Raw genomic sequence first — 12,902 nt, forward strand, 5'->3', positions numbered from 1 at the left:
CGACTCGCCCAAGGCAAAAGCAAACGCGACATCATCCGCTGCCTCAAACGAGCCGTCGCCCGCGAAATGTTCCAGCTACTCACACAGAAAATCAGCAGTTGACACTCATAGGAGCATCACGGGTGGCAACGCCGCACCCCGCGTGCCTACCGCTCGGCGGCCCTGACAGGTGAGAAGGTGGATCGACCACACCCGCCGTTGACCGCTGGAGGACACTTCCGTGTTGCGCCGTTCCGTGACGACGTCTCGACCGATTCTGCTCGTATTCGGCGCACTCGCAGCGCTGACCGTCGCCGGCTGCGGCAGCAATGTCACCGGAACACCCGCCGCCAGCGACGCCGGAGCATCCCCGGCGCCCGGTAGTTCGGCGGGCGCGGACTCCGATCTGAATGCTCTGCTGATCGACCCGTCGCAGTTCCCGGCCCCGTACGAGGCCATCGTGCTCCCGCCCCAGGCCATCAGCCAGGCCTCTCCCGACCTGACGGGAATTCCCGCGGGCGCGGAGGTGGCGCCCGCCGGGTGCAAGCCGGCAGATCCGACGTCCGCGGCGCTGATCGTCGGCACCGACAACGCGAACCGCGCGACCATCTCGGTCGAGCTCACCTCCGTCGACGAGCCGCTGTCGGACCGCGAAGATCAGTTGACTCGGTGTGCCGAGGTCGAGGCCACCAAATCCGGTGCCACGTCGACCATTCGTTCGACGATCACACCCGCGCCCCCGATCGACGCGGACGAGACTCTGGCCGTGAAGCAGACGGTGTCGTCGGGATCGGGAACCGAATCGATCACGCAGTCCATGCTGACGTTGATGGCTCAGGTGGACGGAACGCGCATCGCCGCGACCTACATGTCGTTCGACGACTCCACTCCCGATGCGGCCACGCTGGACGAACTGTTCACCGCAGCCGTGCAGAAGGTCAAGGCAGGCTGATCGCGAGGGCGGTCTGTCCACAAGTTCGCTCGATCCACAGGGTTTCGCTCAGCCCCAGGTGACGGGCTGATCCCGTTCGGCCGGTGGTCCAGGCTCGTGCCCATGACGACACACTCCGACGACCGACCCGCCTCTTCCGTCACCGTCCGCCTCGACGCGCCAGGGGAGCTGATTGCTGCTCTGCCTGCGATGCTCGGATTCGTCCCGCAGCGCTCGCTTGTGCTGATCTGCCTCCGCATCGACGACGGGGGCACGATCACCGCGGGCACCGTCATGCGGCACGACCTCGACGTCCCGGAATGCCGCCGGTTCGCGGGCACGACCCTCTACGTGATCCCGGACAGGATGCTCGAGGTGATCGACCGGTTCGCCACGCAGTGCGAACGCGAGGACGTGCTCGACGCCATTGCCGTCGTCGTCGACGATCGAGGTGCGGCGACGATGTCGGGCCCGGTAGGCGACGCGCGTTACGAAGTGTTGGCGCAGTGCGTGATCGACGATTTCGGTGCCCGGGGAACCGACGTGCTTCGGGTGTTGTTCACGCCGGAGATCGCGGCAGGGGCGGAATGGGCGTCGTTGGACGGCATGGAGGAATGGGGGCGAGTGGGGGACCCGCGGACGTCACCGGTCGCGCTCGCCTACGCGATGGAGGGACGCTTCGTACAGCCGTCACGCGAGCGGCTGGCCGACGCGGTGCAGCCGGTCGACGACGAGACCAGCCGGCGGGTAGCGGATTTGATGCCCCAGGCGCGGGGTGAACGGCACGACTCGGACGGAACCCATCTCTCGCGGATTCTCGACATCCTCGACCGGGCGCACACGCATTCACCCGACGCCGCGCCTGTGCTGGACATCACGGCCGACACCGCGGCGACCATCGGAGCTGCTCTTGGCCGTCTTCCCGTGCGCGACAGCCTGCTCGCGCTCGTGCTCACCGAGATGGCCCACGTCGCCGAGATGTTGTGGGCGACGTTGACGCGTGTCCTCCCGGCGCCCGAACGCGCAACGGCCGCATGCCTTCTCGCGTTCAGCGCGTACTCGCGCGGGGACGGTGCCATGGCAGTGATAGCACTCGAGGTCGCGTTGGACGCCGACCCCGAGCACTCACTCGCCCGGCTGCTCGACCGATCGCTCTCCGCGGGCGCGGGCCCTGCGCTGATCCGTGAAGTTGCACTCAGCGGCTATGCGACAGCCGACAAGTGCGGCGTGCGCCTGCCGTTGCCGCTCGCCGCTCCCTGAGAAACCGTGTCAACGGCCGCTTGTCGCGGCGTGCGACCGATCGCCGAGCTCCTGCAGGAACGTCCAGGCATCGGACACGATGACGTCCAGATCGGTGAACTGTGGCTTCCACCCCAGATCGGCGATCGCTCGATCGCTCGACGCGATGAGGACGGCCGGATCGCCTGCGCGTCGCGGTGCTTCCTCCACCGGAATGTCCAGGCCGGTCACGCGTTTGCACGCCTCGATGACTTCCTTGACCGAGAATCCGGTTCCGCTGCCCAGGTTGTAGATCCGGTGCGTTCCTGCGGCCGACGATTCGAGCGCCAGGATGTGGGCCTCGGCCAGGTCGGCGACATGGATGTAGTCGCGCACCGCCGTGCCGTCGGGAGTCGGCCAGTCGGTGCCGAACACCGAGATCTTGGCGCGCTGGCCCAGTGCGGTCTGCAGCACCAACGGGATCAGATGGGTTTCCACGACGCGGTTCTCGCCGAATCCGGCGTACGCGCCCGCGACGTTGAAGTACCGGAGACTCGTCGCAGCGAGATCGTACGCGTGCGCGTACGACGTGATCGCATGGTCGATCGCCAGCTTCGTCGCACCGTACGGGTTGGTCGGGGCGGTGGGCATCGCTTCGGTGATCGGGGTCTGCTCCGGCTCGCCGTACGTTGCCGCCGTCGAGGAGAAGACGAGTCGGGGAGTGCCCGATTCACGCATCGCGTCCAGCAGCGCCAGAGTGGTCACGACGTTGCCGGTCCAGTACTTGTCCGGCGCGACGACGGACTCGCCGACGAGTGACTGTGCAGCGAAATGGAGAACACCGTCGAACTCCGCGCCGGTGAGGACGGACGCTGCCACGTCCTTGATGTCTGCTTCGACGAACGTGGCCTGTGGCGGCACCGCGTCGCGGTTGCCGGTGATCAGATTGTCCACGACAACCACTTCGTGGCCACGTTCGATCAACACCGCGGCGCACACACTGCCGACGTAGCCGGCGCCGCCGGTCACCAAAAGTTTCACTGTCCGCTCCTCGTCGGGCCGGCGGCCGGTCGTCGAGACAGGCCCCGGTACCCGACTGGAGGGATCTAGACCTGCTTGACCTGAACCGCGTGGGCCATTTCGTCCGAAATATCGATGCCTTCGTGACCGGGAACGGTGATCGTGACCGTTCCCGCCTTCGCCTCGACTGTAACCCGTGCATCAGGGACCACGCCTGCATCACGCAGCTGTGAGATCACTTCGGGATCCGACTGCACGTGCTCGGCCAGTCGACGTACGACGACGGCCGTCGCCTGTCCGTGGGGGAGATCGGTCAGCCGAATCAAGTCCTCGTGCTGCGCCGCCGGCTGTCCGAGACCCAGTTCTTCCAGCCCGGGAATCGGGTTGCCGTACGGAGACGTGGTGGGGTTGTTCAGCACGGTGACGAGGCGTCGTTCGACTTCCTCGCTCATCACGTGCTCCCACCGGCACGCCTCGGCGTGCACGTCCTCCCAGCGAAGTCCGATGACATCGACCAGCAGTCGCTCGGCCAGGCGATGCTTGCGCATCACCGACACCGCGAGGCTGCGGCCCTTCTCCGTCAGCTCGAGGTGGCGATCGCCCGCAACCGAGAGCAGCCCGTCGCGTTCCATACGGGCAACTGTCTGACTGACGGTGGGACCGCTCTGCTCGAGGCGCTCGGCGATACGTGCCCGCAGCGGCACGACGCCTTCTTCTTCCAAGTCGTAGATCGTCCGGAGGTACATCTCCGTGGTGTCGACCAGATCCTTCACACTCAACCCCTTCGTCTCGGGCGATTCTACCGTTGTCGAGCTCGAATCGGCGTCGTAGGTCGACCGCCCGCGTGCCCCGTTCGGGTACCCGTCGGTAACCGCGGGGCGACGCGCGCCGTTGCTCGCGCCGCCCCATGACGACAAGTAGCGTTGTCGTCATGGCAGACCTGGCGGCCGGACCGCCTCCGAGCACCGCGGCGGCCCAGGACGACATCGTCGTCTGGAGCCCCGATTACCTCTCGTATCGGTGGAGTGACGACCACCCGATGAATCCCACTCGCCTCGATCTGACGATGTCGCTGGCACGCAGCATCGGGGTGCTCGACGGAATCGAGCCCGTCGAACCGACGGCCGCGAGCGACAGCGAACTGCTGCGAATCCATACCCCTGCGTACATCGAAGCGGTCAAGAACGCTCCCGAAAAGGGACCGTCGATCGTCCATCCCGATGCGGTCGAGCACGGTCTCGGTTCCGACGACAATCCGGTGTTCCGACAGATGCACGAGGCCAGCGCGATGCTTGCCGGCGGAACGCTGGCGGCCGCGAGGGAGATCGCGTCGGGCAGAGCCCGTCGGGCCGTGAGCATCGGTGGCGGTATGCACCACGCGATGCCGGACTGGGCATCGGGATTCTGTGTCTACAACGACGCCGCGATCGCGATTTCCTGGCTGCTGGACAACGGGTTCGATCGCATCGCGTACATCGACGTCGACGCCCATCACGGTGACGGCGTCCAGCACGCGTTCGTCGACGACCCGCGGGTGCTGACGGTGTCGCTGCATCAACATCCTGCAACGCTGTGGCCGAACACCGGGTGGTCCACCGAAGTCGGAACGGGTGCCGCCGAGGGCACGTCGATCAACGTTCCTCTGCTGCCGAACACCGGAGACAGGCTGTGGCTGAGGGCATTTCACGCCGTCGTGCCGGGGGCTGTCGCGGCGTTCCGTCCTCAGATCATCGTCAGCCAGTGTGGCGTCGACAGTCATCGCGAGGATCCGCTGGCCGATCTCGCGCTCACCGTCGACGGTCAGAACGCGGCGTTCCTGGCGATGCGCGATCTGGCCGACAAGCACGCAGACGGGCGATGGATCGCTGTCGGCGGAGGCGGTTACGGTCTGGTCCGCGTCGTCCCTCGCGCGTGGACCTATCTGATCGCCGCAGCGCTCGGACGCCCGGTCGATGCCGGGCTCGCGCTGCCCGATTCGTGGCGGGAGCGGGTTCGGGCGATGGCACCGAGCATCGATCTGCCCCAGGTCATGGGCGACGGAGGCGACGTCGACTACCCGGCATGGGACGGCCCGGGGGGTGCGGCAACCGGATCGACGGAAGCGTCGGATCGAGCTCTCGAACGCGTCGACTCCGCGATTCTGGCAACCCGTCGAGCAGCGTTCCCGTTGCTCGGACTCGACCCGGAGGACCCTCGTGACTGACTCCACGGAAACCACGGAGACAGAACCCACCGCGAAGGAACGTGAACGGCTGAAGGCCGAGACGTCGTTTCCGAAGCATTGGGTTGCCGACGTGCTGGCCTCCGACGGCGGCGTCGTGCACCTGCGTCCGATCGTGCCGTCCGACGCCGATGCGCTGGTGGCGTTCCACGGCAGGCTGTCCGAACGAACCAGATACCTGCGGTACTTCGGTCCGTACCCGACGATGCCGCAACGGGATGTCCTGAACTTCACGACCGTCGATCACCGAGATCGCGTCGCGTTCGTGGCAATTCTCGGCGACGACATCATCGCCGTCGGCCGATACGAGCGGCTGCCGGAGGGCGACGGCAATTCCGCCGAGGTCGCGTTCGTCGTCGCCGACTCCCACCAGGGACGCGGGCTCGGTCCGATACTCCTCGAGCACCTGGCCGGTGCGGCGGCCGAGAACGGCGTCGGCATGTTCGTCGCCGAGGTGCTGGCCGAGAACCGCAACATGGTGACGGTGTTCCGTGAGGCGGGCTATCAGGTCAGCCGGAGCTTCGAAGGTGGTGTTCTACGGCTGGAATTCGCGATCGATCCCAGCGAAGCCCTTCTGTCGGTCCGCAATTCGCGGGAGCGCGCCGCTGAGGCGCGAAGCGTACGAAACGTGTTGAGCCCCAGCTCTGTTGCGGTCATCGGAGCATCGACGGACAGTTCGAAGGTCGGCAACGCGGTCCTGACGAACTTACTGTCGGCCGGTTTCACCGGTCCGGTCTATCCGGTGAACGCCGACCACCGATCGGTGCGTGGAGTGCGGGCGTATCCGACGGTGCACGACATCCCCGATTCGGTCGATCTCGCGATCGCGGCCGTGCCCGCCGAGGCGATCGACGAGGTGCTCGACGACTGCCTGGACAAGGGCGTCAAAGCGCTCGTCGTGGTGTCGTCCGGTTTCGGTGAGACGGGTTCGGCAGGCCAGGAGAAGGAACGTCGACTCGTGCGCGCCGCACGTGCCCACGGGATGCGCCTGATCGGCCCGAACGCGCTCGGCGTCGCGAACACCGATCTCGACTTCTCGCTGAACGCGACGCTGGCGCCGCACCTGCCGACGCCGGGACGCGTCGGCTTCTTCTGTCAGTCCGGAGCGCTGGGCATCGCCATTCTGGACCAGGCGGCCAAACGCCGGTTGGGGTTGTCGACGTTCGTCTCGGCGGGCAACAGGGCCGACGTCTCCGGTAACGACCTGCTGCAGTTCTGGGACTCCGATCCTGCGACCGAGGTCGTGCTGCTCTACCTGGAGAGTTTCGGTAATCCACGCAAGTTCACGCGAATCGCGCGGCGCGTTGCTCGGAACAAACCGATCGTCGCCGTGAAGAGCGGACGGGGTGCGGTGCCACCCGCGCTCGCGACCGGACCCGACATCGACGACACCATCGTGAAGGCGCTCTTCGAGCAGGCAGGCGTCATCCAGGTCGACACCATCGCGCAGTTGTTCGACTGTGCGGTGCTGTTCGGCTATCAGCCGCTGCCGACGGGCCCGCGGGTCGCGGTCGTCGGAAACTCGACTGCTCTTGGCGTGCTCGCCGTCGACGCCGCGCGGGCCGACGGTCTCCACGCCGGTGCGGCGATCGACGTGGGCCCGCAGGCAGGCCCGGACGAGTTCGCCGCGGCCGTGTCGAAAGCTCTCGCGGCCGACGACGTCGATTCGGTGATCGTCGTGTTCGTGCCGCCGGTCGCGGTCACGGTCGAGCCGTTCGCCGAGGCGCTCGGAGCGGCCGTGCGCGGCGCCGACAAGCCCGTCCTCACCACGTTCCTGGCGACCGAGGGAATTCCGGACGTGCTCGCGGTACGCGGGGACGAGGGTCATCCCATCCGCGGTTCGGTGCCCTCGTACTCCAGCCCCGAGCGTGCCGTCACGGCGCTGGCGAAGGCATGGCGTTATGCGTCGTGGCGCAGCCGTCCGGCGTCCGCACCGGTACGGCCGAACGGAGTCGATGCAGAACGCGCGGCGTCCCTCGTCCGCGGCTGGACCGGGCAGGACCGCTGGCTGTCCGATTTCGAGACCGCCGAGTTGTTGGCCTGCTACGGCATCGACGTCGTCGACTTCCGTGCCGTGACCGACGAAGCCGAGGCGGCAGCGGCCGCCGAGGAGCTCGGCTACCCGGTCGCGGTCAAGGCGACGGGCGAGCAGTGGCGTCACCGACCGGATCTCGGGGGAGTGCGCCTCGATCTCGCGAGCAGCGACGCGGTGCGTGCTGCGTATCGTTCGCTCGCCGCGGACTCGGGAGAGCCGTTGCTGCACGTGCAGAAGATGGCGGCGAAGGGAATCGGCTGTGTCGTGCGCGTGCAGGACGATCCGTCGTTCGGATCGCTGATCTCGTTCGGTCTGGCCGGGGTGATCTCGGATCTGCTGGGTGACCGCGCGTACCGGGTTCTGCCGCTGACCGAGGACGAATCCGTCCAGCTGATCGATGCCCCGAAAGCAGCGCCTCTCCTGTCCGGGTATCGAAATGCGGTGCCCGTCAACAAGAGTGCGCTGGTGGACCTGGTGCAGCGGGTGTCGGCGATGGCCGACGACATCCCCGAGATCAGGGAACTGGCCTGCGAACCGGTTCTGGCGTCGGCGCACGGAGCGCAGATCACCGATGCACGATTGCGTCTGGGGCCCGTGCCGTCACGAAACGATCTGGGTCCCAGGCGACTTCGGTAGAGACAAAACGAGCGGAGGCCGGGTCGACTTTCCCAAGAGGGGGAGAGAAAGCGACCCGGCCACCGCCTACGATGGAGCGCGCGGGAAACTGCACCGCTGCTCCACCAGTTCGGAGCCGACCCAGCCGAGGATCAGCTGGCGTACGACCTCAGCTTCTCGGCGCGGTCGCCCTGTCGCAGCTTGACCATCACCTCGCGCTCGATCTGACGCACACGCTCGCGCGACAGGCCGAAGAGCTTGCCGATCTGGTCGAGTGTGCGGGGCTGTCCGTCGTCGAGACCGTAACGGAGACGAATGACCTGCTGTTCACGCTCGTCCAGCGTCGCAAGGACGGTACGAACGTCGCTGTGCAGGAGGCCCGCGATGACGGCGTTCTCCGCCGACGTCGCCTCGGAGTCCTCGATGAAGTCGCCCAAGGGTGCTTCCTCGTCGCTGCCGACGGGCATGTCGAGGCTCACCGGGTCACGGCTGTGGTCCAGCAGATCGGCGATCTTCTCGACGGGAATACCCGACTCGTTCGACAGCTCCTCGTCGGTCGCCTCGCGGCCGAGCTGCTGGTGGAGTTCGCGCTTGATACGAGCCAGCTTGTTGACCTGCTCCACGAGGTGGACAGGGAGGCGAATGGTGCGGCTCTGGTCGGCCATGCCGCGAGTGATGGCCTGGCGGATCCACCAGGTCGCGTACGTCGAGAACTTGAATCCCTTGGCGTAGTCGAACTTCTCCATCGCGCGGATCAGTCCGAGGTTGCCTTCCTGGATCAGATCGAGGAGCGGCATGCCGCGGCCGGTGTAGCGCTTGGCGAGCGACACCACGAGACGAAGGTTGGCCTCGAGCAGATGGCTGCGCGCCGCACTGCCGTCACGCACGATGATCGCCAGATTGCGCTTCTTCGCAGCTGTCAGTCGCTTCGAGTTCTCCAGCACGTTCTTCGCGTACAGCCCCGCTTCGATTCGCTTGGCCAGGTCCACTTCCTCGTCCGCGGTCAACAGCGCGGTCCGGCCGATGCCGTTCAGGTAGACGCGAACGAGATCTGCTGCCGGGCTCTGCGCGTCGAGATCGGCGTCGGTGGGACGTGGGCGGGTCGTGGTGCTGGGGCTTGTCATGACTTGCCTCCTGATCGGTGGTGTCTCATAGGGATCAACGTCCGGTCGAGTTCGAAAAGTTCCCACCGCACCAACGCGTGATACCCGCTTGACCAGGCTTTATCCCCCCGACCCCCTGAGAAGTTGCTGAGAAGGCCCAGCACGGAACCTCAGGCGGGAACCAGTCCGGACGGCAGCACGAGGCCGTGCCTGACCAATCCCGTCGTCAGTTCGAGCGCCCCTGCCATGAGCGGCTCGAAATCCAGCCCGTGTGCGGCGGCGAGCAGGGCGACGAGTTCGTTCAACGGCATCCCGTCTGCCCGCATTCCCGCGAGCAGCATCGCGCCGACCTCGTCGATCTCGTGCTGCCAGTTCGGGCCGTTGCCGCGATGAACGCGGATGACCTCGGTGTGCCAACCCTCGTCGCCGGGCAGCGACACGTGTTCGAGGGCCGTCGCAGGATCGAGCTCGAACACCGAGTCGGCCGGATCGTTCTCCCGAAGCCACGTCAGTCGGTCGAAATATGCGATCGCCTCGTTGCCGAGCGGATCCTCGAACGCGTGCCGCAGATCCTCGGCGAGAACGTCGGTCGGTAGTTCCGTCTTGCGCAGGTAGACGAAGCCGAACCCGATGCCCCGGACGTCGGCCGCGGCGAAGTGGTCGAGCCACGATTGGGCGAGCGCCGCATTGGCCTCGTCGCGGGGATCGAGGCCGCCGTCGCGCATCCATGTGCCGACATACAGGGCAGGATCGGCGACGTCACGCTGCAGAATCCATGCGTCGACGCCGTGATCGGGCAACCACGACGCCACCCGTGCGCGCCAGTCCTCGCCGTCGACGTGCACCCACGACGCCAGGATGGCCGCGGTGCCTCCCGGCTTCAGGTACTTCGGCGCCTCGCCGATCATCAATCGCGACGCGCCGTCGAGATCGAGGCCGGAGTCGCGGTAGGTGTGCTCGACGGTGCCGCGACCGACGACGAAGGGCGGATTGGCCACGATGCGGTCGAACGTACGGCCCGCGACCGGTTCGAACCAGGAGCCCTCGATCAGTTCCAGAGACAGACCGTTCAGGGCAGCGGTCGCCGCAGCCAGTTGCACCGAGCGTGGACTGATGTCGGTGCCGGTCACCGTCTCGGCGTAGTCGGCCGCGTGCACGGCCTGAACCCCACAGCCCGTCCCGACGTCGAGAACCTCGGCAGCGGGCGTCGTCGGCGTGCCGCGCAACAACGACAGCGACGCCTGTCCGACGCCGAGAACGTGGTCGGGTGCAGTCGGTGCCGGGCGCATGCTGCCGTCGGGGTCGGACACGATCCAGCGGGAACCGTGGCCCGCGTCGAGCGGTCGGACGTCCAGCAGAGTTCGGACCGTGCCGTCCACGACGCGCGTGAGAAGTCCGGCATCGACTGCGTCGTCCAGGTCGACAGGTGCCAGGGCCCGCGCGGCGTCCTCCTCGACGACGTCGTCCACGAGGAGGAAAAGGCGGACCAGAACTCCGAGATCACCACCGTCCATGCTGGCGCGTCGCACCGGGACGGGTTCGCTGCGGCCGAGAGCGGCATGCGCGTCGTCGCCCAACATGTCGAGCAGCGAATCGGCGTCGTAGCCGGTTCGTTCGAAAGCGGTCCGTAGCGCCGGGCAGATCGAGAGCAGAGTTGCAGTCACGAGCCCAGTCTTTCAGCTGGGTCGTGACCTGTGCGAGGCGTGGGTTCAGTCGTCGTGCTGATCGATGACGTGATGCGCGCGGGCTTCGACCTGAGGTCTGCTCACGCGTCGGCCGTCGTATCTGCTGACTTCGTCCTTGGTGCGGGGTGGGCGGTCGTTCGCGATGAGAACCGCCATCCACGGCAGGGGGATCGACACTCCGACGATCGCCATGGCGATCCACGGGTTGGCCCAGATGCCGTACGAGATGGCGGCCAGCACGAGCGCGGGTATGCGGAACGACATGATGAACATGTACTTGCGCACTCGGGCGCGGTGCTGCTCTTCGACCGAACTCTTGGCTTCGGTGATCAGTACGGGGTTACGGGCCGAGCCGCTCTCGCTCGAGCCGGAAAACCCCGGTGTTCTCGTCATACCTCCACTGTGGCACTCGTGCCGCAGGATTGCACACGTGTTCTTGGCCTCGCCGAAGATGCGTGCGCCGTCGCGCGTGCGGAATAATCTTTCAGCATGAGCACACAGACCAAGGAACGTCCCGATATCGCACCCGACGACACCACGGACGACGACGCGCCCAAAGTCTTCCACTACGTCAAGAAGAACAAGATCGCCGAGAGCGCTGTGATGGGTACCCACGTCGTCGCGTTGTGCGGTGAGGTGTTTCCGGTCACCAAGTCGGCCAAGCCCGGTTCGCCGGTATGCCCCGACTGCAAGAAGATCTACGACGGCTTGAAGAAGGGCGACTGACCGGCCTGGTCTCCGCGCCTCGCCGAGTCGTTCTGCGTCGAATTCTTCCGGGCCGGACTCTTCTGGGGCGCACTGTTCTGGGTTGCATTGTTATGGGTCGCCGGCGTCGGCTCGGCTTCACGCTCGGCCCGGGCTGCGGGTGAATCGGTCGCAGCGCCGGGCTTGTTGCGGTCGCCGGCGATTCGGATCGGTCCGGTCGCGAGTCGCCGTGCGACGGCCGTCACCGGGTTCGACTCCTCGAAGGCGGCCTGGGCGGCGAGCCATTCCTTCATCTGTTCCAGGCGTGTCGCTCGCGCGGGAAAGAACTCCTGGATGGTCGCGTTGAACTCTGCTCCGAGCACGATCGCGAAGCCCAGAAAGAACGCGAACAGCAGCAGCGCGATCGGCGTCGCCAACGCGCCGTAGGTGTAGCCGGTGCCGGTCACCCAGGTCAGGTAGAACCGCAGCACCGCGCTGGCGATCATGAAGAACACGCCTGCCAGCAACGCGCCGCCCAGCAGACGGTGCCACGGTAGGGACTTGTGCAGCGCGACCTTGTACAGCGTCGTCAATCCCGCGATCAACAGCAGTCCGACGGCGGGGTAGTAGAGAAAGTCGATCAGTTCGCTCCCGATCTCGAACCACGACGCGGGCAGGATTCTCTGCACGAACGTCGGCCCGAGTGCGACGAGGGGGAGCACGAACACGGCGACGATCAGGAAACCGACGTAGAGCAGCAACGCGAAGATGCGTTGCCAGACGGGGTTACGAGCATCCTGCTGCCCGTGGGCCTCGACGATCGAGTCCACGAACGTCGAGATCGCCGACGAGCCCGCCCACAGTGACAGCAGGAATCCGGCGGACACGATCTCGCCGCGTCCCTGCTGCAGAATGTCCTGCACGGTCGGCTCGATGATTCCGTCGACAACCGAGTCGCTGAACACACTCGCGCTGAACGTGATGATCTTGGATTCGATGATGTCGATCGTGTTGGGCCCGAACCAGCCTGCGACGAACCCGAGGCTGCCGAGGACGCCGAGCAGCAGCGGCGGGAGCGAGAGCGTCTGCCAGAACGCCGCGGTAGCCGCCTTGCTGAAGATCGAGTCGTCCCAAGCCTTGCTCGCTGTGCGGAGGACCACAGTCCAGGCGACATGAAACGGCCGCCGCTTCGACAGCTCGCCCGTACGTCGTTCGCCTGCAGATTCGCTCATGATCTCTCCAGCATTCCTGACGACACGCCCGAATGCCCGTCTGGGGCGGTCCGTGTCGCCCACCGAGTCGATCGATGTGGCTCGTTACGATTCGGGTTCGGTCGGTGCCGACAGATAGGCTCCACCGCGGACATTGCACAGCTACGGCTTCTTCTTCCCATTGCCAGTGAGGACTCGAT

11 protein-coding genes are annotated in these 12,902 nt (G+C 66.4%); 5 read left to right on the plus strand and 6 right to left on the minus strand.

Annotated elements, in window-relative coordinates:
* Positions 1-283: 283 nt before the first annotated feature.
* Both RhoFasB10_RS14535 and RhoFasB10_RS14540 read left to right on the plus strand, forming a co-directional pair.
* On the plus strand, positions 284-931 hold the full coding sequence (locus tag RhoFasB10_RS14535; protein WP_167677021.1) for a sensor domain-containing protein: 648 nt from the start codon (positions 284-286) through the stop codon (positions 929-931).
* A gap of 102 nt (positions 932-1,033) precedes the next feature.
* Positions 1,034-2,170, plus strand: a complete 1,137-nt coding sequence (locus RhoFasB10_RS14540; RefSeq protein WP_068424514.1) for a DUF4192 domain-containing protein — start codon at positions 1,034-1,036, stop codon at positions 2,168-2,170.
* Between the two features lie 9 nt (positions 2,171-2,179).
* Here the strand turns inward: RhoFasB10_RS14540 and galE are convergent, their stop codons facing one another.
* Positions 2,180-3,169: a UDP-glucose 4-epimerase GalE gene (gene galE / locus RhoFasB10_RS14545; RefSeq protein WP_068424511.1), complete on the minus strand. Its 990-nt coding sequence runs from the start codon at positions 3,167-3,169 to the stop codon at positions 2,180-2,182.
* 65 nt (positions 3,170-3,234) lie between these two features.
* Positions 3,235-3,921, minus strand: a complete 687-nt coding sequence (locus RhoFasB10_RS14550; protein ID WP_068424508.1) for a metal-dependent transcriptional regulator — start codon at positions 3,919-3,921, stop codon at positions 3,235-3,237.
* Positions 3,922-4,079: 158 nt separating this feature from the next.
* Between RhoFasB10_RS14550 and RhoFasB10_RS14555 the strand changes: the two genes are divergently transcribed.
* The gene (locus RhoFasB10_RS14555) at positions 4,080-5,351 is read left to right on the plus strand and encodes an acetoin utilization protein AcuC (protein ID WP_068424504.1); all 1,272 of its coding nucleotides are present in this window, start codon (positions 4,080-4,082) and stop codon (positions 5,349-5,351) included.
* A 49-nt stretch (positions 5,352-5,400) separates the two neighbouring features.
* Positions 5,401-8,040 carry a bifunctional GNAT family N-acetyltransferase/acetate--CoA ligase family protein gene (locus RhoFasB10_RS14560; RefSeq protein WP_174551417.1) on the plus strand — a complete coding sequence of 880 codons (2,640 nt, stop codon included), beginning with the start codon at positions 5,401-5,403 and terminating at the stop codon, positions 8,038-8,040.
* A gap of 131 nt (positions 8,041-8,171) precedes the next feature.
* Here the strand turns inward: RhoFasB10_RS14560 and RhoFasB10_RS14565 are convergent, their stop codons facing one another.
* The 3 genes from RhoFasB10_RS14565 to RhoFasB10_RS14575 form a co-directional block, all read right to left on the minus strand.
* Positions 8,172-9,143 carry a sigma-70 family RNA polymerase sigma factor gene (locus RhoFasB10_RS14565; protein ID WP_068424498.1) on the minus strand — a complete coding sequence of 324 codons (972 nt, stop codon included), beginning with the start codon at positions 9,141-9,143 and terminating at the stop codon, positions 8,172-8,174.
* A gap of 149 nt (positions 9,144-9,292) precedes the next feature.
* Entirely contained in the window at positions 9,293-10,786 is a 1,494-nt protein-coding gene (locus RhoFasB10_RS14570) for a class I SAM-dependent methyltransferase (RefSeq protein ID WP_068424496.1), read from the minus strand.
* A 45-nt stretch (positions 10,787-10,831) separates the two neighbouring features.
* Positions 10,832-11,200 carry a DUF3099 domain-containing protein gene (locus RhoFasB10_RS14575; protein WP_068424493.1) on the minus strand — a complete coding sequence of 123 codons (369 nt, stop codon included), beginning with the start codon at positions 11,198-11,200 and terminating at the stop codon, positions 10,832-10,834.
* Between the two features lie 96 nt (positions 11,201-11,296).
* Between RhoFasB10_RS14575 and RhoFasB10_RS14580 the strand changes: the two genes are divergently transcribed.
* A complete protein-coding gene (locus tag RhoFasB10_RS14580; protein ID WP_068424491.1) occupies positions 11,297-11,533 on the plus strand; it encodes a DUF3039 domain-containing protein in 237 nt (78 codons plus the stop codon).
* On the opposite strand, the gene RhoFasB10_RS14585 is transcribed toward RhoFasB10_RS14580, so the two are convergent.
* Positions 11,506-12,723, minus strand: coding sequence for a YihY/virulence factor BrkB family protein (locus RhoFasB10_RS14585; RefSeq protein ID WP_206030950.1), 1,218 nt, complete (start codon positions 12,721-12,723; stop codon positions 11,506-11,508). The genes RhoFasB10_RS14580 and RhoFasB10_RS14585 overlap by 28 nt on opposite strands.
* Positions 12,724-12,902 lie beyond the last annotated feature (179 nt).

The organism is Rhodococcus sp. B10, assembly GCF_011770055.1.
GTDB lineage: Bacteria > Actinomycetota > Actinomycetes > Mycobacteriales > Mycobacteriaceae > Rhodococcoides > Rhodococcoides kyotonensis_B.

Coding starts and splice junctions, on each gene's coding strand:
- RhoFasB10_RS14540 (WP_068424514.1), top strand. CDS start 1,034: ATGACGACACACTCCGACGACCGACCCGCCTCTTCCGTCACCGTCCGC.
- RhoFasB10_RS14555 (WP_068424504.1), top strand. CDS start 4,080: ATGGCAGACCTGGCGGCCGGACCGCCTCCGAGCACCGCGGCGGCCCAG.
- RhoFasB10_RS14565 (WP_068424498.1), bottom strand. CDS start 9,143: ATGACAAGCCCCAGCACCACGACCCGCCCACGTCCCACCGACGCCGAT.
- RhoFasB10_RS14575 (WP_068424493.1), bottom strand. CDS start 11,200: ATGACGAGAACACCGGGGTTTTCCGGCTCGAGCGAGAGCGGCTCGGCC.
- RhoFasB10_RS14580 (WP_068424491.1), top strand. CDS start 11,297: ATGAGCACACAGACCAAGGAACGTCCCGATATCGCACCCGACGACACC.
- RhoFasB10_RS14585 (WP_206030950.1), bottom strand. CDS start 12,723: ATGAGCGAATCTGCAGGCGAACGACGTACGGGCGAGCTGTCGAAGCGG.